Origin of the sequence: Bacillus sp. A01H (genome assembly GCF_045277205.1) — a bacterium.
Classification (GTDB): domain Bacteria; phylum Bacillota; class Bacilli; order Bacillales; family Bacillaceae_G; genus Bacillus_A; species Bacillus_A paranthracis.
Map to the genome: position 1 here is coordinate 2385923 of NZ_CP117702.1, position 17910 is coordinate 2403832.

Below are 17910 nucleotides of genomic sequence, written 5' to 3' on the forward strand. Positions count from 1 at the left end.
GTTAGAAATTAAACATGCATTGAGGAAAAGTCATCAATAATTTCGACTACTTCAATTTCGCCATTAATGAGTAGCTCAGGGAGTTCGTTATTCACATTTCCTTTCCAATATTCTCTAGCTTGTTCCATTTTTTGAGAAAAAGGAATAGCATCTTCTTTCGGTAAAAGATTCCCGTCACCTTCAAAAGAACTTCCGATTACTCGTAGTTTAACAATCTGCAAAACTTCTCGATTGTAAGAATCAAATAATGCTTTCCATTTTAAAGCATCTTCATAGCTTTTAGCAGCATATAAACAAGACAATCTTGATGGATAATCAGGATATTCTTGCAGCCTAACCATTTCCACAATCGTTTCTCTAATGGCTCTAATTGTTTGATCCATGTAATTCATAACGACTGTAGCATTTTCATTCTTTATATGTAATTCTTCATTTGTATAATGTTCTTTTAAAATTTGTATAGAATCTTTACCATTAGAATTTAAATGTTTTCTTTCAAAAAAGAAGTGGAATAGCGTATTAGTTTGATTTTTATTAAATTGAATGCTTTGTCCGATCTTCATTTTTTTCCTTGTTACGATATGATATACGAAAAATCCTTGTTCATTCATGGTTCTCCTCCTAGTAGTAATGTTTCAATTTAGTAATTCAACATTGAAATATATAAAACCTTTATAAGTAAAAGTGAGAATTTGAGTTGAAAGCAAAGAAAATATATGAAAACGTTTTAAATTTGTTCACAAAATGTTCACTTACGAAGAGGTTTCCAATATCGATATAATGACAAAGACTCAAAGAGAAAGGATGATGAATTTTGCCAACAACAAGAAAGGAAAACCTCCAATTTGGTATGATGATGTGCCTTGGGATGGTTATCGTAATGACGTTTTACAATTTACTAACGAATGGATCAGGAGGGCCAATTCATATTAGGGAGATTGCATTAGAACTACTAATTGGATTTATTATTGCGCTATTAATTGAAATATGTATCGTTGGACCTTGTGCGAAAAAAATTGTATTCATGCTACCGTTTGATAAATCGAAGAAAATAAATATTATAGTTGCGATGGCGACAGCAATGGTAATCGGAATGGTGTTCTTTATGTCATTTTTCGGAATGACTATGATGCATTTACATGGTGGGCTACAAGGGGATTCATTTGTTTCAATATATTTTACAATTTTTATTAAAAATTTCATTATGGCTTATCCATTACAATTAATTATTATGGGGCCACTTGTGCGTTTCTTATTTGCAAAGTTTATTTTGAAGAATAAAGCTGTAAAAGTAGCGTAAATAAATTTGTATTATCTAATTATAAAAATTATATAATGTTAAATGTGGTCTATTGAAAGATTGTAGCATGCATAATGAAGATAATCTAAATCATACGTTTAGTTAGGTGAAAACATTATGAAAATTAAGAAGGTATTATGAGTCAAAAAAATATAAGTAGAGCTATGTGTGAAAAAGAGATTTTAAAGTAAAACAGTGACATATAAAAAGAGGGGTGCAAATGCAACCCTCTTTTTACATTCTATAAGCTTTACCGTGTCAAAGAATATGGTATATGTAAGAGTCTTGATAGGTTTATTGCTTGGATTGAACCAACTTAAAAAAGGATTGTACGTTTTGTGGGCTTGAAAAATTATCAAAGACAATAAAATCGTCTCCATGGTTCATGGTTATTTTTTTGATAAAGGGAATTGCAGACATCTCTAATACAACCCCATCCGTATGACTGAAATCTTCTATTTCAGTATATTTGAATTCCCATTTTAGTCCTTTTCCAAACATAGCATCAGAACAGAACAATAATCTTTTATTTGTAGCAGCTAAAATGCCAGATCTACTGATATAACCAAAATTTATTACGCAGTAGAGTGTAGAAAGAATATCTTCTTCACTGTTTAAGTGTTCTTTTATTGTTCCTAGATTCGCCTTCATGAGCAGGCCCCCTTATTATTGTAAGTAAAGTGTTGTTAAATTTATTTTATCATATATTAACATTTTGAAATTTGTATTATTGAATTTTAGTTGAGGGATGAAAAGGGAAAGAGAATTCTTTTTAGTTTCTAGTACAATAAAGTAAGGAGAATATGAATAGAAATTAAAATATTACTAAATATACGTAACTAATGAATACAATGTCTTTTTCAGTTATTAAGTTGTAAATCATTTTATGATAAAATCTTTTACATAATTTAATAAAGGGGTAGTATTCAATGGGTTATTTCTCAAATGGTTTATTAGTTTTGTTTGTGCTTATCGTATGTAGTTGTATAATTTTTGGTTAATAATATAATGAGAGTCTTATATAAAAGAAGTTATCTCAAGTGAGATAACTTCTTTTTATTTTATGTTGAGAAGGAATTCTATTTTTCTTATTGAAGTTTGTTCTAGTTATTTTCACGTCAATCGCAATTTTCATAAGGGGCATTTTATGGAACATTAACAAACTATAGAATAAGGAGTATTTACATGAAAAATAGTATACACTACACAAGTGAACATCCTACAAAATTTAATGAATTATTAGCTTTATATGAATCTTTAGGATGGAATTCTCTTAAATTAACAGTGAATGAATTAGAACAAATGTGTAAACAAAGTTGGTATGCAATATATGCATTTAAAGAGGAACAATTAATTGGGATGGGGCGTGTTATATCCGATGGAGTAATAACAGGCGTTATTTGTGGTGTATGTGTAATGCCGGAGTATCAGTATATTGGTATTGGAAAAGACATAGTGAAACGATTAATCCATCACTGCGAACAAAACAAGGTTATTCCGCAACTTATGTGTGTGGAAAAATTGCAATCTTATTATGAATCTATAGGGTTTGAAGCATTCTCTATTGGGATGACAAAACATATTATGAGATAGCGGTGCTTTATATTTTCAGTTTACTCGTACATATTTTCAAACTTCAGTTGTAAAGGAGAATTGCTGTATGGAGATTGCTAAAGGAGTAGAAATGTTACAACTTGAGTTTCAAGAATTTATCATTCACCCAATTCTTTTATGGGATGATGAAATGGCAGTTTTAATAGATACTGGTTTCCCTGGACAATTTGAAGATATACAAGTAGAGATGGAGAGAGTTGGGGTATCTGTTGATAAGCTAAAAGTTGTGATTTTGACACACCAGGATATAGATCATATAGGTAGCCTTCCTAATGTATTGGAGAATGGTGTAAGCGATATTAAAGTATATGCGCACGAGTTAGATAAGTCATATATTGAGGGAGATTTACCTTTATTGAAAGATGTACATGTAGAGAATCCACCAAAAGGAAAAGTGAGTGACACAGTGATTGACGGGCAAGAACTTCCGTATTGCGGTGGAATACGAATTCTTCATACTCCAGGGCATACTCCGGGGCATATTAGTTTATATTTGAAACGAAGCAAAATTCTTGTCGCTGGAGACTCGATGTATAGTGTGAATGGAAAGTTAGGAGGAGTTCATGCTCCAACAACTTTAAATATTATGGAAGCACGGCAGTCTTTGAAGAAGTATTTAAATCTAGATATTGAATCTGTAGTTTGTTACCACGGGGGATTAAGTAAGGGGAATATAAAGATTCAACTTCAAAATTTGTAAAAAATGATAAAAAAGCATGTTTGAAGAAATACAAACATGCTTTTTTATTAAAGGAAACCCATGTAATTTTAACGTCCTAATCCGTTCCAATAAAAAGAAACGATTTCTTGTGCTAATTCATCTATATTTGTAAGAATAGGATTGTCATTTTCATCTTTAAAATTCCCAATTGATAATAAAGATACGAATGCATGAGCGGCAAATTTAGGGTTTCCTTTTTGGATTTCTCCAAATTGCATCGCTTTAGCGAGTGCTTTTTCTAACACTTCATACATGCTATCTTCAGCTTTTTTTAATTCTTTCAATTGTTCTTCAGATAACGACAGTTTTGCATCTTTCATAAAATTTTTCATATCGATATCCATTGTGGCATGTAAGTAAACTTTAGCAAAGTTTAATAATCTCTCTTCTAAAGTATTGTTTGTAGAGAGTATTTGCGACATATTCTCACGTATACGTACCATCATTTGAATCATAGTAGCGGTAAATAAATCTGCTTTTGTTGAATAGTAATAGTAGACGGTTGCTTTCGTAACACCACAAACTTTTGCTACTTCCTCCATAGAAACGACTTGATAATTTTGAGTAAGAAATAACCGAGTTGCAACTTCTAAAATGGTTTCTTTTGTAGATTTTGTATTTTTATTTTGACGAGGCCTTCCAAGAGGGCGTTGTTTTTGTTCCAAATCCATTCGCTCCTGACATGTATTGTTTAGATAATTATAACATAATTTTTATTCATTCTTGATTAATTAACCGACCAGTATATATAATTAATAGTGGAGGAAAAAAGGAAGGTGGGTTTTTTATGAAAAAGCACCCGTTACATATGTTAGGGAGGCTTGTAGCAGGGAAAAATACGCAATGGATCACTTTATCGGTATGGATTCTTATTACATTATTACTTTCATTTACGTTACCACAAGTAAACAGTACGAAAGAACCGAACCCGAAAAATTTACCCGAAACAGCTATGTCGCAGCAAGCGGAAGCACTTATGAAAAAAGAGTTTCCGAATAATGCGGGGAATCCGTTGTTAGTAGTATGGTATAGAGATGGTGGATTACAGTCACAAGATTATAAACTCATACAAGACGTTTATAAAGAGTTAAAAGCTAGTCCTTTAAAGGAACAATCAACGTTACCACCATTTGATACAATCCCGGAACAAGTATTATCAAAAAGTGCTTCAAAAGACGGTACATCATTTGTTACACCGGTATTTTTTAACAAGTCGGCTGGAACAGATATATTAAAAGGAAATCTTGAAGATTTAAGAAACATAGTGAATAGTAAAGTCGATGAAGATCCATTCAAACGAAAAATTAGTGACGCTGGTTTACATGTTCGATTATCTGGACCTGTAGGCATTCAAACGGATGCAGTTAGCTTATTTAGTCAAGCTGATGTAAAACTGTTAGTTGCTACTGTATTACTTGTATTGGTTTTATTAATCTTATTGTACCGCTCACCAATATTAGCGATTTTACCTTTACTTGTTGTTGGCTTTGCATACGGTATTATTAGTCCTACACTTGGTTTTTTAGCTGATTACGGATGGATTAAAGTCGATGCCCAAGCGATATCAATCATGACAGTGCTATTGTTTGGTGCTGGAACGGACTATTGCTTATTTTTAATTTCGAGATATCGGGAGTACTTGTTAGAAGAAGAAAGCAAATATAAGGCGCTGCAACTTGCAATTAAAGCTTCTGGCGGGGCCATAATAATGAGTGCGTTAACAGTTGTACTTGGATTAGGAATATTATTACTTGCTCATTATGGTGCCTTCCATCGATTTGCAGTACCATTTAGTGTTGCTGTATTTATTATGGGAATCGCTGCTTTAACAATTTTACCAGCGTTATTATTAATTTTCGGTAGAGCTGCATTCTTCCCGTTTGTACCGAGAACAACTTCGATGAATGAGGAATTAGCAAGAAGGAAAAAGAAAGTAGTAAAAGTTAAAAAATCAAAAGGTGCCTTTAGTAAAAAACTTGGAGATGTTGTAGTACGTAGACCGTGGACAATCATTATGCTTACTGTATTTGTATTAGGGGGATTGGCATCATTTGTACCACGTATTCAATACACGTATGACTTATTAGAATCGTTTCCTAAAGATATGCCTTCACGCGAAGGGTTTACGTTAATTAGTGATCATTTTTCAGCTGGTGAACTAGCGCCAGTAAAAGTTGTTGTTGACACGAAAGGAAAAGAGCTTCCTATTAAACAAGAACTAGAGAAATTTTCTTTCGTAAAAACAGTGAAAGACCCAAAAGAGGGGAAAGAAAATAAGCAAATTAAAATGTATGAGGTTTCTTTAGCTGAAAATCCATACTCAATTGAAGCATTAGATCAAATCCCTAAATTGAAAACTCGTGTAGAAAAAGTATTAAAAGACGCTGGAGTTAGTAATGCAGAAGATCAACTATGGATTGGCGGAGAAACGGCTTCATTATATGATACAAAGCAAATTACAGAACGTGATGAAGCGGTTATTATTCCAGTAATGATTAGTATTATAGCTTTATTATTACTTGTTTACTTACGATCAATTGTCGCGATGATTTATTTAATTGTAACTGTTGTTTTATCATTTTTCTCTGCATTAGGAGCCGGATGGATATTACTTCACTTCGGTATGGGGGCACCGGCTATTCAAGGTGCAATACCGTTATACGCATTTGTATTTCTAGTTGCTTTAGGTGAAGATTATAATATCTTTATGGTTTCAGAAATATGGAAAAACAGAAAGACACAAAATCATTTGGATGCAGTAAAAAATGGTGTTATACAAACAGGTAGTGTCATTACATCTGCAGGTTTAATTTTAGCCGGAACTTTTGCTGTATTAGGAACACTTCCAATTCAAGTGCTCGTTCAATTTGGTATTGTAACAGCAATTGGTGTATTACTAGATACGTTTATTGTAAGACCACTACTTGTACCGGCAATCACAGTCGTTTTAGGCCGCTTTGCTTTTTGGCCAGGAAAACTTTCAAGGAAGAGTGAAGAGATACAAAAAGTGGATGCGTAGTTGAAAAAGCCAAGGATATTTTCCTTGGCTTTTTTCAATGTAATTAATTTTTTGAAGTCAAATCATCAGATGCAGCATGATCAGCATCTTCAATATCGGTTTCTGGCATTCCATATAACCCGTTCATTGCTTGTTCTTCGATAGTAAGATTGGCAGTATTATTATTTTGAATAGGTGTAGCGTTTTCGATAACATTTTCTTTTTTATTTATATTTTTGTTATTCATGTATGAATCCTCCAAATTTTATTTGATTTATTTATAGTATGTGGATGGATTTCCAGAAATATGTGAATTGATTCTTATAGATGTAATATAATTAAATAAACAATTATGGTGAAATGTAAACTGTTAGGAGTGAACAATTATGGTGAAAGCAAGGAAATTAGCCTCCTAAAATAAAAAGAAAATTTTAGGAGGCTATTAAAATGAAGTTTCATGTAATTGATAGAGAAAATTGGAATAGAGAGCAGTATTTTGAGCATTATTTAAAGTTGAAATGTACATTTAGTATGACTGTTAATGTTGATATCACGATGTTATTAGAGGAAGTATATCAAAAGGGAATAAAATTTTATCCCGTTTTTATATACTTAGTTTCTAAAGTAGTAAATAATCATAAAGAATTTCGAACATCTTTTAATGATGAAGGAGCTTTAGGCTATTGGGAGGAAATGATACCGAGTTATACAATCTTTCATAAAGATGATAAGTCTTTTTCAAGTATATGGACGGATTATTCAAGTGATTTTCGCATTTTCTATAAAAATTATGAAAAAGATATGAGATGTTATGCTAGTGTTCATGGTCTTTTCACGAAAGAAAATATTCCGCCTAATGTATTTCCGATTTCAAGTATACCTTGGACTAGTTTTACTGGATTTAATCTTAATATTAATAATGATGGTGATTTTCTATTACCGATTATAACTTGTGGGAAATATTTTAATGAAGAAAATAAGATTATGCTACCAGTTTCATTGCAAGTACATCATTCGGTTTGTGATGGATATCATGCAAGTCGATTTATAGAGGATTTACAGGAGTTAAGTAATAGTTGTAACGAGTGGCTGAAATAAAAACTAATTTTAAATTATATACAAGTGAAAATAAATAATAGAAGAGATCATGTTTATATTGCATGGTCTCTTTTTTATTCATCTAAAGAACAGTGGAAAATATAGGTTGATTTGTAGTTTAATAATAAGTAGAATGATTAATTTTAATTTTCTTTATTTTATAACTGTATTGTTTACAAAAATATTATCTTGTAATAATAAAGGGGAAAACAAAAATGGCAATAATATCTATAGAAAAAGCTACAATTTTAGATGCTGAAAAATTAACAGAAATAATGACAAGAACATTTGATGAAGAAGCAGAACGATGGTTATGTGGTCAAGGTGATGTTATTGACTATAACATCCAACCACCAGGGTATTCTTCAGTAGAAATGATGAGATATTCAATCGAAGAATTGGATTCTTATAAAGTAATAATGGATGAAAAAATAATCGGGGGAATTATAGTTACGATCTCAGGTAAGTCATATGGCCGGATTGATCGTATTTTTGTAGAGCCTGTTTATCAAGGGAAAGGAATTGGATCAAATGTTATTAAATTAATAGAAGCGGAATATCCAAGCATAAGGATTTGGGATCTCGAAACATCGAGTAGACAAATTAATAATCACCATTTTTATAAAAAGATGGGTTACCAAACAATTTTTGAATCAGAAGATGAGTATTGTTACGTGAAAAGAATAGGGACGAGCTCAAACAAAGAAAGTGTATTTAAAAATGAAGACATGAAAAATAGCCAATACGAAAACTGCAACTTGGAAAATACAGAGTATTATCAAGTAAATTTAAAAAATAGTTCATTTGTTGGCAGCAATATAAGGAATATGAATATGAGCAATTGTAATGTAAGTCAATCCAAGTTTAGAAATATTAATTTTAGAAGTTCTTCATATGCAGATTTAAATCTTTCTGGCAGTAAATTTAGTTTGGTGATTTTAGGTGGAGTTCAATTTAAAGATACAAGTCTTGGAGAAAATAAATATCCTATTTCATTTAATAGATGTGATTTAGAAGGGAGTACGATAAGTAGTAGTAATCTAAAAAATATGGAAATAGAAAATTGTGATATAGCCGGTATGAAAGTAAATGGTATTCCAATGGAAAAGCTGCTTGCGTTATATAATAAAGTAAAAAGTTAACCGGTTAATGTAGATAAGTTTGTTCGTAAAGCTAATATTATGCCGAAATAATTATATAAAAATAACATAAAGAAATAAAGGAGAGAAGGGGTTTCATGCGGGAGGCTAGAATGAATATATGTATTGTTAAGAATATGGAGGGAAGAAAATATGACGATCAAAGTAAGAGCAGTAGAAATACAAGATGCCAGAGCGATTCACCGTATATGCATACAAGATGACGTTTTACCTTATATGATTTTCTTACCTAGCATGCGTGTAGATGCGATGGAAAATAGAATTCGAAATTTAGCACCAAATCAATTTGAATTTGTCGCAGAGTATGATGGGGAAGTTGTAGGATTTGTTGGGTTAACCCAAAGTCCTGGACGTAGATCTCATTCGGGTGATTTGTTTATCGGGGTAGATAGTGAATATCATAATAAAGGCATTGGAAAAGCTCTTCTTACAAAAATGCTTGATTTGGCTGATAATTGGTTAATGTTAGAGAGAGTAGAACTAGGTGTTTTAGAAACGAATCCTAAAGCGAAAACTCTATATGAAAAATTCGGATTTGTAGAAGAGGGAGTAAAGATAGGAAATTTGAAAGCTTACGGAAAGTTTATTAATGAAATTATGATGAGTCGTTTTAGACCTGATGGTTTAATTGTACATAATGGATAGTGAAAGCATGACAGTATAATGTCATGCTTTTTTATTAGAATTTGGTTGTAATAAAAATAATGCAAGACCAATAAAAATAACTGTAATGCCTAGTCCTTGTTGTAAAGAAATAGTCTCATTTAATATAAAGTACGCTAGTATACAAGTCCCAATTGTTTCTCCTAAAATGCTCATGGAGATTACAGTAGCACTCATCCATTTTAATAACCAATTAAAAATCGTTTGCCCTAAAATCGTAGCAATAAACGCCAAACCAATAAAGCATAGCCAAGTTTGTGTAGAGTAATGGATAAGAGATTCGTGTTTCATATAAGCAAATATACCAAGAAAACAGGCGCTACTTCCATAACTAATGAGCGAATACGGTATAAGTGACAAATCTTTACGAACATATTGGCTAATGAAAAAGTATGCGGTAATAATTCCTGCCGCAATAAATGCTAAAATATCTCCGTATAAGGCTTCCACGCTAATTTGGAAATCTTGCCAGCCAATGATGATACTTCCTGAAATAGCAATGAGACAACCGATAATCGCGCCTCTCGTAAACCTTTCCTTGAATAAAAAATAACCACCAATCATTGAGAATAAAGGTTGTAACGTTACGATAACAGTAGAGCTTGCTACAGAAGTATATTGTAACGATTCAAACCATAGTACATAATGTGCAGCTAAAAATAGCCCAGAAATGAATCCGAATCCCCATTGTCTTCTTGTTATTGTTTTTAGTTCGTTTCGATTGTTTCGATTAAAAAGTAATAATGGCAACAGAATTAATACAGCGAAAAATAATCGATAAAAAGCAATGATAGTTGCAGGAGCATCTGCCAATTTTACAAAAATCGCTGAAGTTGATAAGGCGAATACACCGAAAAATAAGATGCAATATGAAAGAATAGGTGATTTCAAAGTTTGTCCCTCCGATAGATTGTCTATTATAATAAACTAAATACGATAAAATGTACAAAGGTAAGTATATAAGTCTCGGAGACGATAGAAAAGGATTATTTGCCTTTGTTTAGTAAGTCAACACAAAAGCGATGAAATATATATTATGATGGACGAAGGAAGGATTTACTATGATACATGATAGGCTTGGACAAACTGTATTAAGTTATCGTAAGAAAAATAAGATGACAATTCGCGAATTTGCGGATTATGCAGGAATTAGTACTTCATTAATTAGTCAAATTGAACGAGGACATGCGAATCCCTCGTTAAGTGTATTGGAATTAATAGCGAAAGCGTTAAATGTACCGCTATTTACACTATTTATTAATGAGATTGATACAGATTCACTCATTTCTAAGAAGAAAGATAGAAAGAAAGTATATCGAGAAAATAGCGATCACATAGTTTACGATGTATTAACACCAGATTTTATGAAAGCGCGTATTGAAATGTTAATGATGGACCTAAATAAACAAGCAAATACAACGGAAAATCACTATTCACATGAAGATAAAGAAGAAATTGCTGTTGTTATGAAAGGAGAAGTTTATGTGGAGTTAGAAGGCAAAGAGTACTTCTTAGAAGAAGGAGATGTTGTACGTATCCCGCCAAATGTGAAACATCGTTTTTTGAATAAGAGTGATGAATCCAATCATATTTTATTTGTATTGACGCCATCTTTAGGATGAGTATAAAGTGATTTTTTTACGGGGGATAGAAAGATGGAAAATAAAACTGTTTTAAAAGGTGGCTTGTCAATTGATTGGGATTTTGGACATGTTTTTAAATTCTCATATAGTTACTTTGATCATATTAGGAGGGCTCCAAAATATAAAGATATAACTTTAGAGAAATTCCGATTTGTTATGAATACGTAATGAAGCCTAATGGTCTGTATTAAGGTACAAAAATATAAATTTATTTGTTGTTAGTATATTATTTTAAAATATGTAAGATTTTACATGAGTATTTTACTTTTACTAATTATGTAAATAGGCTATACTAAAATACATACATTTTAGTATTGGAGAGAGAAGTAAAACGACATGGAATTAGTGAAATTGGAAAAAGTAATTGAAATAAAGAAAGAAGAACTTTTATATTTAGTATCAGATTACGGAATTCAACATGAAAAAGTATTGGCATTAAGTCAAGAAATAGACAAACTGATTAATTACTTTATGTTTTTAAAATAGGAAGAACTATGACATGATGTGAAAATGTTATAGTTCTTTTTTATTTGGAAATTCAGATGTATATTCTATATACTAATAATAGATGGAATATTCTGTTTTAGAGGAGGCGGATACATGATATTACATACGTACATTTCAGGAGAAGGGGAACCAATCGTACTTTTACATTCTGGTGGTATGACAGGTTTAGTAGAATATGAAGAGCAGGTAGCATTTTTTCGAGAACAAAATTATCAAGTCATTCGCCCTGATTTAAGAGGGCATGGAAAATCAGGGGGGACATTGGAGAATTATTTCCTACGTTCTGCAAAGGATTTATATGATACGTTAGAGCATCTACAAATTGATAGATGTCATATAGCGGGTGTTTCACTAGGGGGATTAATCGCTTTATTATTTGCAAAAAAGTATCCAGAGAAAGTGAGAACATTAACTTTTTCAGGAATCTTTCCGGTTAAGAGGGATAATTGGGAAGAGTCTCTGGAGTATGAAGCGAAGTGTCACGAGCAATTGATGAAAAATGAAGAAGTTATAACGTATATGAATCAAATTCATGAAAAAAGTGATTGGAAAGCATTGCTTGAATCGTGGCAAGTTAAAGATTGGTATCCTTTCGATGAAACTGGTGATGTAGCGAATCTTCAAATACCTACACTCTGTATTGCTGGGGGAGATTCAGAAGATGAAGTTACAGCTGTTACAACGTTCAAACAATTAAACGGAAATATTCATATTGCCGTTATTCCGTTTGCCGGTCATTTAGTACATAATGATCAACCAAAAATTTATTCGGATATATTGTCTAATTTCTTACAGAATGCGCAAGTTGCTAGTCGAATATAAGGACTTTTGGGTATAATAATAAAGGAATTATTAATTGTATCGGTTAGGAGCGCAATACATATGAAAACAGTTGTTGTCATCGGTGGAGGTATAACGGGACTTTCTACTATGTTTTATTTAGAAAAATTAAAAAAGGATTATAATATAGATTTAAATTTAATCCTTGTAGAAAAAGAAGAGTACTTAGGTGGGAAAATCCATAGTGTAGAAGAAAAGGATTTTATTATGGAATCCGGAGCAGATTCTATCGTTGCTCGTAATGAACATGTCATGCCGCTTATAAAAGATTTAAATTTAGAAGAAGAAATGGTATATAATGAAACGGGTATTTCTTACATATATTCGGATAATATTTTACATCCAATTCCTTCTGATACTATATTTGGGATACCGATGAGTGCCCGATCGTTGTTTAGCAGTACGCTAGTATCAACGAAAGGGAAAATTGTTGCTTTAAAAGATTTCATAACGAAAAATAAAGAGTTTACAAAAGATACTTCTCTTGCTGTATTTTTAGAAAGCTTTTTAGGAAAAGAGTTAGTAGAAAGACAAATTGCTCCGGTGCTTTCAGGTGTATATTCTGGTAAATTGAATGAGCTTACTATGGCGTCTACACTACCGTATTTACTGGATTATAAAAATAAATATGGAAGTATTATTAAAGGTTTTGAAGAGAATAAAAAGCAGTTTCAATCAGCAGGAAACAAAAAGTTCGTATCATTTAAAGGTGGATTATCTACGATTATTGATCGTTTAGAAGAAGTGCTGACTGAGACGGTTGTTAAGAAGGGTGTTGTAACGACAGCTGTAAGTAAACAAGGTAATCGCTATGAAGTCTCCTTTGCAAATCACGAATCAATCCAAGCTGATTATGTTGTTTTAGCAACTCCGCATGATATCGCAGAAAGTTTATTACAGTCTAATGAGTTAAACGAGCAGTTTCATACATTTAAAAATTCATCACTTATAAGTATTTACTTAGGATTTGACATACTAGATGAACAATTACCAGCGGACGGCACAGGATTTATCGTAACAGAAAACAGTGATTTACATTGTGATGCTTGTACATGGACAAGCCGGAAGTGGAAACATACATCTGGAAACCAAAAGCTATTAGTGAGAATGTTTTATAAGAGTACGAATCCGGTATATGAAACGATTAAAAATTATAATGAAGAAGAACTAGTACGAGTCGCTTTATATGATATTGAAAAGAGTCTCGGAATTAAAGGTGAACCAGAAGTAGTTGAAGTGACAAAATGGAAAGATTTAATGCCGAAATATCATTTAGAACATAATCAAGCAGTTCAAACATTACAAGAAAAAATGACGGATCTATATCCTAATGTATACTTAGCAGGTGCCTCATATTACGGTGTCGGTATTGGTGCGTGTATTGGAAATGGAAAGAACACTGCAAATAAGATAATTGCAACATTAAATGAACCGACAAATTAATATAGCATACATATATAAATAAAATGTCCCTCCAATATAACGGAGGGACATTTTATTTATTTTACTTGAATTGAGATCTTTTTATTCGTTGTATGATTCTCAGTAATCGTTAATGTTATATTACCGGATTCTTTAAATGAATATGATGAGAGTTGATAAAGCTCTTTTATACCATGTTTCTCTTTTAATTTATTGGCAGGAAGTAATGTTATGTTCGGTTTCCATGTTTCCTGTTTACCTGAAGGATAGTTTACTATTATTTCTGGATTATTTAATTGCATTGGTTTCCAAGAGGCAAAATGTAGCTTAACTTCTGTATCTTTTTTTAATAATTCTTCTGAGAAATATCCAAGCTCTCCAACGTTACCGAAAACAGTAAAGTTTTGATTTTGTAATGTGATATCTAAATGTTTAGATTGATATGTTGCTGCGTGATAGATTCCATATGAAAGAGAAAGAGTAGCGGCGATTAAAATGCTGATTGAAAATGTCTTAAAGCTATTGCCTTTAAAACTAGTCATCATGAATGAGTTTGGAGTGAACTTTTTTGCGAATAAAAATATGAGTAATATGAGTAAGAGGGATAAGCTGATGAATATATACAAAGGAAATTTACACCTCCACAATAAAATAATGTATTGACTATATTTTACCATAAATGTATGGGGTAGGGTGTTGTTTTAGAAGGGAAAAGTGAGTATGGAATAAAGAGATGATCAATGTACTATGATCATCTCTTTATTTTTCGCATCATGTAAATGCAAGAAGGGTTACTCTTATTTCGTATTGAATTAAGAGGGGAGGCTACTCTTGAAATATTTGATTAATGGGACATTGAGGACTTTCCTAATTATAAATATGTTTTCTGCTATAATGAATAAGTAGAAAGAAAGGAGTGATCCTATGGCATTTCCTATATTAGAAACAGAACGTTTGCGTTTAGTTGAAATAGAACAATCTTATTGTCAAAAAATATATGAAATCTTTTCATTGGATGAGGTAACGTGTTATTACGGTATGAATTCTTTTACAGAATTTGGACAAGCTTCACGTATGATTGAATCTTTTTCAAAAAATTACTTTGAGAAAAAGGCAATACGATGGGGGATTGTATTAAAAGAAACAAATACTTTAATAGGTACAATTGGATTAAATAATTTACAATTATGGAGTAAACGATCTGAAATTGGATATGACTTACATCCTCGTTATTGGGGGAATGGTTATGCGTCAGAAGCAGCCAGGGAAATTATTCGTTATGGATTTCAAGATTTAGGCTTATTTAGAATTGGTGCTATTACATACCCTGAAAATGTTACTTCTTGTAAAATGTTATGTAAAATAGGTTTTCATAAAGAAGGATTATTACGTGGATATATTCATCAAGGAAATAAGCAACATGATGCATTATTGTATTCTATAGTTCGAACGGATGTTGAAGATTTAAATTTATAATAAAAAACCCCTCTTAAATAAGAGGGGTTAAGTAAAAATTAACCTAACTTAGGTAATAAACGTTCTCCGCTTTTCATGCTACTTTTACATAAAGGGCATTTAGGCTCTTCTTCAAATGAAAAGTTCTTTCTCATCCATCCTAAACAATCCTCTGCTTCACATTCCCAGACAGGGGTTTGTTCTGGTGGTACTTCTGCTACATCGTTCTTTCGATTGCGATACATGTAACCACTCCTTTTATGTAAAAAATTTTAGTTATATATTAAAAAGGTTGTTAACCGTGCTGGTAACAACCTTTTTATTGTTTGAATTATAGCTTTACAACGTTTTTAGCTTGAGGTCCACGGTTACCGTCTTCAACTTCGAAGCTAACTTCTTGACCTTCGTCAAGAGATTTGAAGCCGTCGCCAGTGATAGCTGAGAAGTGAACGAATACGTCGTTGCCACCTTCAACTTCGATGAAACCGAAACCTTTTTCGCTGTTAAACCATTTTACTTTACCTGTTAATGTCATGGTAATGCCTCCTAAAAATTAAAAAGATTACAATATGTTCGGCCTTATTTGAATGAAAAATAAAATTTCACATATTATCAAAAACCCATAAGGAATATAAAATGTTCCTGATTGATACTTGATAATATGCAAAGAAAATATACTGTTAAATTGACCTTAATTACTATCTTACAACAAATGGTGGGAAATAGCAAGTGCTGGTAATACCAGTGTGAAATCGGATGGTAAAAGACACAAAAACATCTCTTTTATTTATATATTATTCCTAATTTTGGTTTATGCAAAATCATGTAAAAAATGGAGTGAAATATTATTAATAGGTCACTTGTGGTAAAATATGGTTGTTAACTGGTGGGAATTAAATATTAATAAAGGAAAAGGAGGAAAGAGAGTGAAAAATAATTCATTTAAAATAATTGAAGCAGCAAAAACAGGGAGAAAAAAAGTCCATCCAATCTTTGCTGTAATATTAGCCATTATATTTTTGACTTTAGGTGAACTATTTATGTTGTTTATGTTATTTTTACCGAAAGTTGAAACAACATTCATGAAAGGGATTTATGATAATATTAGAATGCTGTTAACATTTGGAGGAGCTATACTCATTTTATTTATATGGATTCGTTTTGTAGAAAAAAGGCCATTTTCATCCATTGGTTTTTGGAAAGAGAAATGGATGAGAAAGTATTTAAAAGGTGCATTAATAGGATTTGTATTTATTTCAATACCAGTTATTTTGCTGTTACTAATGGGAAGTGTAAAATTACAAGTACAACATATTACCTCAACAGTAATAGTAGGTATATTAGGATCCTTAGTTGCATTTTTAATACAAGGGGCAACTGAAGAAATTATTGTACGAGGTTGGTTATTCCCGGTTCTTTCTACTAGAGGTCGTATATGGGTTGGAATAATTGTTACTTCTTTTTTATTTGGATTTCTTCATCTCCTTAATCCGGGAATTACAATATTATCTATATCGAATATAATATTAGTTGGAGTATACGCAGCTTTATACGTATTGAAAGAAGATGGTCTATGGGGAATATGTGCATGGCACTCAATTTGGAATTGGGCGCAATATAATGTATATGGTTTCGCCGTTAGTGGTACAAATGTGTATTCCACTCCGATTTTTAAGTCTATAACAAATGGACCAGAAATATTGCATGGAGGCACATTTGGTATTGAAGGCAGTATCATTACAACAATAATGCTCTCCATCGCTTCAATTGTTTTATGGAAACAGTTATGGGGGAGAAAAGCGAAACAAAGAGATTTTAGTTAATGAAAGAGGGAGAAACTATGGGGATTATAGCGTTTGAGGGAGCAAGTGCGGTTGGTAAGAGCACAACGTGTCGTGAGTTAGAAAAGAATTATGGTGCTTATATTATACCTGAAGTGAATTTATTATTTGAAAGACCAAAAAATGAACATAGAACATGGTATTTTGAAAAACAAGTAGAGCGCTGGAAAATAGCAATGCAGAAGTCAGAGCAATATAAATTAGTAATACTTGATGGAGACATTTATCAGCCGCTTAGTTATAATTGGTGTTTCCATTTTGAAATATTTGATCAGCCATTATCTTTAATAGAAAACTTTTATAAAGAAAAGCTGATACATAGGGAAATTGGTTTTCCTGATCAATATTTTTATTTATATACGAATGATGAAGAACTTAGAAAACGGAAAGAATTTGACGAGACAAAAAGAAGAAGAAACTTTGAAAAACATTTACATATATCAAAATCGTTTCAACGTTATTATGAAAATTTAAATGCCATTACAGACGGGTACTGCAAAATAATTGAAGCGAAAAGTGTAAAAACGAATGAACTAGAAATTGTAAATAACTTAAACAGTTTACATGTGTGTGAAGAGAGTCGTTTTGATGTTTCGAGATTAGATGCGATTACGAAGTGGTTAAAAGAAAATCGCGCATAAAAAGAAC

23 protein-coding genes are annotated in these 17910 nt (G+C 31.9%); 15 read left to right on the forward strand and 8 right to left on the reverse strand.

Features of this window, described 5'->3' with window-relative positions:
* Window positions 1–8 precede the first annotated feature (8 nt).
* Complete coding sequence (locus PSR14_RS12515) at window positions 9–611, reverse strand: DUF2441 domain-containing protein (RefSeq protein ID WP_001005240.1); 603 nt, start codon at window positions 609–611, stop codon at window positions 9–11.
* Between the two features lie 203 nt (window positions 612–814).
* Here PSR14_RS12515 and PSR14_RS12520 point away from each other — a divergent pair, with 203 nt between their 5' ends.
* On the forward strand, window positions 815–1300 hold the full coding sequence (locus PSR14_RS12520) for a DUF2798 domain-containing protein (RefSeq protein ID WP_074532980.1): 486 nt from the start codon (window positions 815–817) through the stop codon (window positions 1298–1300).
* A gap of 294 nt (window positions 1301–1594) precedes the next feature.
* Here PSR14_RS12520 and PSR14_RS12525 read toward each other — a convergent pair whose 3' ends face one another.
* On the reverse strand, window positions 1595–1951 hold the full coding sequence (locus tag PSR14_RS12525) for a PH domain-containing protein (protein WP_000646618.1): 357 nt from the start codon (window positions 1949–1951) through the stop codon (window positions 1595–1597).
* 534 nt (window positions 1952–2485) lie between these two features.
* Between PSR14_RS12525 and PSR14_RS12530 the strand changes: the two genes are divergently transcribed.
* Both PSR14_RS12530 and PSR14_RS12535 read left to right on the forward strand, forming a co-directional pair.
* Window positions 2486–2893: a GNAT family N-acetyltransferase gene (locus tag PSR14_RS12530; RefSeq protein WP_000797949.1), complete on the forward strand. Its 408-nt coding sequence runs from the start codon at window positions 2486–2488 to the stop codon at window positions 2891–2893.
* A 67-nt stretch (window positions 2894–2960) separates the two neighbouring features.
* Window positions 2961–3614 (forward strand): MBL fold metallo-hydrolase, encoded by a 654-nt coding sequence (locus PSR14_RS12535; protein WP_074532981.1) that lies wholly within the window; start codon window positions 2961–2963, stop codon window positions 3612–3614.
* A 68-nt stretch (window positions 3615–3682) separates the two neighbouring features.
* Here PSR14_RS12535 and PSR14_RS12540 read toward each other — a convergent pair whose 3' ends face one another.
* Window positions 3683–4300 (reverse strand): TetR/AcrR family transcriptional regulator, encoded by a 618-nt coding sequence (locus PSR14_RS12540; RefSeq protein ID WP_000436042.1) that lies wholly within the window; start codon window positions 4298–4300, stop codon window positions 3683–3685.
* Window positions 4301–4422: 122 nt separating this feature from the next.
* On the opposite strand from PSR14_RS12540, the gene PSR14_RS12545 reads away from it, so the two are divergent.
* On the forward strand, window positions 4423–6654 hold the full coding sequence (locus tag PSR14_RS12545) for an MMPL family transporter (protein ID WP_074532982.1): 2232 nt from the start codon (window positions 4423–4425) through the stop codon (window positions 6652–6654).
* Window positions 6655–6697: 43 nt separating this feature from the next.
* Here PSR14_RS12545 and PSR14_RS12550 read toward each other — a convergent pair whose 3' ends face one another.
* Window positions 6698–6880 (reverse strand): DUF4021 family protein, encoded by a 183-nt coding sequence (locus PSR14_RS12550; protein ID WP_001060594.1) that lies wholly within the window; start codon window positions 6878–6880, stop codon window positions 6698–6700.
* Between the two features lie 200 nt (window positions 6881–7080).
* Here PSR14_RS12550 and catA point away from each other — a divergent pair, with 200 nt between their 5' ends.
* The 3 genes from catA to PSR14_RS12565 all read left to right on the forward strand — a co-directional run bounded on the left by catA (window position 7081) and on the right by PSR14_RS12565 (window position 9536).
* Window positions 7081–7731 carry a type A chloramphenicol O-acetyltransferase gene (catA, locus tag PSR14_RS12555; RefSeq protein WP_000668564.1) on the forward strand — a complete coding sequence of 217 codons (651 nt, stop codon included), beginning with the start codon at window positions 7081–7083 and terminating at the stop codon, window positions 7729–7731.
* 215 nt (window positions 7732–7946) lie between these two features.
* Window positions 7947–8873: a GNAT family N-acetyltransferase gene (locus tag PSR14_RS12560; protein WP_000974857.1), complete on the forward strand. Its 927-nt coding sequence runs from the start codon at window positions 7947–7949 to the stop codon at window positions 8871–8873.
* A gap of 150 nt (window positions 8874–9023) precedes the next feature.
* Entirely contained in the window at window positions 9024–9536 is a 513-nt protein-coding gene (locus tag PSR14_RS12565; RefSeq protein WP_000153561.1) for a GNAT family N-acetyltransferase, read from the forward strand.
* 21 nt (window positions 9537–9557) lie between these two features.
* On the opposite strand, the gene PSR14_RS12570 is transcribed toward PSR14_RS12565, so the two are convergent.
* Window positions 9558–10445 carry a DMT family transporter gene (locus tag PSR14_RS12570; protein WP_000841801.1) on the reverse strand — a complete coding sequence of 296 codons (888 nt, stop codon included), beginning with the start codon at window positions 10443–10445 and terminating at the stop codon, window positions 9558–9560.
* A gap of 170 nt (window positions 10446–10615) precedes the next feature.
* On the opposite strand from PSR14_RS12570, the gene PSR14_RS12575 reads away from it, so the two are divergent.
* From PSR14_RS12575 to PSR14_RS12595, 5 genes are all read left to right on the forward strand, one after another.
* Window positions 10616–11176 carry a helix-turn-helix domain-containing protein gene (locus PSR14_RS12575; RefSeq protein WP_000581024.1) on the forward strand — a complete coding sequence of 187 codons (561 nt, stop codon included), beginning with the start codon at window positions 10616–10618 and terminating at the stop codon, window positions 11174–11176.
* A gap of 33 nt (window positions 11177–11209) precedes the next feature.
* On the forward strand, window positions 11210–11365 hold the full coding sequence (locus PSR14_RS12580; RefSeq protein WP_000428945.1) for a hypothetical protein: 156 nt from the start codon (window positions 11210–11212) through the stop codon (window positions 11363–11365).
* 168 nt (window positions 11366–11533) lie between these two features.
* Window positions 11534–11683: an aspartyl-phosphate phosphatase Spo0E family protein gene (locus tag PSR14_RS12585; RefSeq protein ID WP_000424361.1), complete on the forward strand. Its 150-nt coding sequence runs from the start codon at window positions 11534–11536 to the stop codon at window positions 11681–11683.
* Between the two features lie 114 nt (window positions 11684–11797).
* A complete protein-coding gene (locus tag PSR14_RS12590) occupies window positions 11798–12526 on the forward strand; it encodes an alpha/beta fold hydrolase (protein WP_000600658.1) in 729 nt (242 codons plus the stop codon).
* 60 nt (window positions 12527–12586) lie between these two features.
* Window positions 12587–13987 (forward strand): protoporphyrinogen oxidase, encoded by a 1401-nt coding sequence (locus PSR14_RS12595; protein WP_000860368.1) that lies wholly within the window; start codon window positions 12587–12589, stop codon window positions 13985–13987.
* Between the two features lie 56 nt (window positions 13988–14043).
* On the opposite strand, the gene PSR14_RS12600 is transcribed toward PSR14_RS12595, so the two are convergent.
* The gene (locus tag PSR14_RS12600; RefSeq protein WP_073541502.1) at window positions 14044–14592 is read right to left on the reverse strand and encodes a hypothetical protein; all 549 of its coding nucleotides are present in this window, start codon (window positions 14590–14592) and stop codon (window positions 14044–14046) included.
* 298 nt (window positions 14593–14890) lie between these two features.
* On the opposite strand from PSR14_RS12600, the gene PSR14_RS12605 reads away from it, so the two are divergent.
* Window positions 14891–15442 carry a GNAT family N-acetyltransferase gene (locus tag PSR14_RS12605; RefSeq protein WP_000885380.1) on the forward strand — a complete coding sequence of 184 codons (552 nt, stop codon included), beginning with the start codon at window positions 14891–14893 and terminating at the stop codon, window positions 15440–15442.
* Window positions 15443–15480: 38 nt separating this feature from the next.
* Here PSR14_RS12605 and PSR14_RS12610 read toward each other — a convergent pair whose 3' ends face one another.
* Window positions 15481–15666, reverse strand: a complete 186-nt coding sequence (locus PSR14_RS12610; RefSeq protein ID WP_000286198.1) for a cold-shock protein — start codon at window positions 15664–15666, stop codon at window positions 15481–15483.
* A gap of 86 nt (window positions 15667–15752) precedes the next feature.
* Window positions 15753–15956, reverse strand: coding sequence for a cold-shock protein CspD (gene cspD, locus PSR14_RS12615; protein WP_000176368.1), 204 nt, complete (start codon window positions 15954–15956; stop codon window positions 15753–15755).
* A gap of 391 nt (window positions 15957–16347) precedes the next feature.
* Between cspD and PSR14_RS12620 the strand changes: the two genes are divergently transcribed.
* Window positions 16348–17244: a CPBP family intramembrane glutamic endopeptidase gene (locus PSR14_RS12620; protein WP_000794828.1), complete on the forward strand. Its 897-nt coding sequence runs from the start codon at window positions 16348–16350 to the stop codon at window positions 17242–17244.
* Complete coding sequence (locus tag PSR14_RS12625) at window positions 17244–17903, forward strand: AAA family ATPase (RefSeq protein WP_000657887.1); 660 nt, start codon at window positions 17244–17246, stop codon at window positions 17901–17903. Before PSR14_RS12620 ends, PSR14_RS12625 begins: the two co-directional genes overlap by 1 nt.
* Window positions 17904–17910 lie beyond the last annotated feature (7 nt).

Bases quoted from the DNA above. Each gene is read 5' to 3' on its own strand.
- PSR14_RS12610 (WP_000286198.1), bottom strand. From the start codon at position 15,666: ATGTATCGCAATCGAAAGAACGATGTAGCAGAAGTACCACCAGAACAA.
- PSR14_RS12595 (WP_000860368.1), top strand. From the start codon at position 12,587: ATGAAAACAGTTGTTGTCATCGGTGGAGGTATAACGGGACTTTCTACT.
- PSR14_RS12545 (WP_074532982.1), top strand. From the start codon at position 4,423: ATGAAAAAGCACCCGTTACATATGTTAGGGAGGCTTGTAGCAGGGAAA.
- PSR14_RS12565 (WP_000153561.1), top strand. From the start codon at position 9,024: ATGACGATCAAAGTAAGAGCAGTAGAAATACAAGATGCCAGAGCGATT.
- catA (WP_000668564.1), top strand. From the start codon at position 7,081: ATGAAGTTTCATGTAATTGATAGAGAAAATTGGAATAGAGAGCAGTAT.
- PSR14_RS12585 (WP_000424361.1), top strand. From the start codon at position 11,534: ATGGAATTAGTGAAATTGGAAAAAGTAATTGAAATAAAGAAAGAAGAA.
- PSR14_RS12590 (WP_000600658.1), top strand. From the start codon at position 11,798: ATGATATTACATACGTACATTTCAGGAGAAGGGGAACCAATCGTACTT.
- PSR14_RS12625 (WP_000657887.1), top strand. From the start codon at position 17,244: ATGAAAGAGGGAGAAACTATGGGGATTATAGCGTTTGAGGGAGCAAGT.
- PSR14_RS12530 (WP_000797949.1), top strand. From the start codon at position 2,486: ATGAAAAATAGTATACACTACACAAGTGAACATCCTACAAAATTTAAT.
- PSR14_RS12550 (WP_001060594.1), bottom strand. From the start codon at position 6,880: ATGAATAACAAAAATATAAATAAAAAAGAAAATGTTATCGAAAACGCT.
- PSR14_RS12575 (WP_000581024.1), top strand. From the start codon at position 10,616: ATGATACATGATAGGCTTGGACAAACTGTATTAAGTTATCGTAAGAAA.
- PSR14_RS12605 (WP_000885380.1), top strand. From the start codon at position 14,891: ATGGCATTTCCTATATTAGAAACAGAACGTTTGCGTTTAGTTGAAATA.
- PSR14_RS12535 (WP_074532981.1), top strand. From the start codon at position 2,961: ATGGAGATTGCTAAAGGAGTAGAAATGTTACAACTTGAGTTTCAAGAA.
- PSR14_RS12525 (WP_000646618.1), bottom strand. From the start codon at position 1,951: ATGAAGGCGAATCTAGGAACAATAAAAGAACACTTAAACAGTGAAGAA.
- cspD (WP_000176368.1), bottom strand. From the start codon at position 15,956: ATGACATTAACAGGTAAAGTAAAATGGTTTAACAGCGAAAAAGGTTTC.
- PSR14_RS12560 (WP_000974857.1), top strand. From the start codon at position 7,947: ATGGCAATAATATCTATAGAAAAAGCTACAATTTTAGATGCTGAAAAA.
- PSR14_RS12515 (WP_001005240.1), bottom strand. From the start codon at position 611: ATGAATGAACAAGGATTTTTCGTATATCATATCGTAACAAGGAAAAAA.
- PSR14_RS12580 (WP_000428945.1), top strand. From the start codon at position 11,210: ATGGAAAATAAAACTGTTTTAAAAGGTGGCTTGTCAATTGATTGGGAT.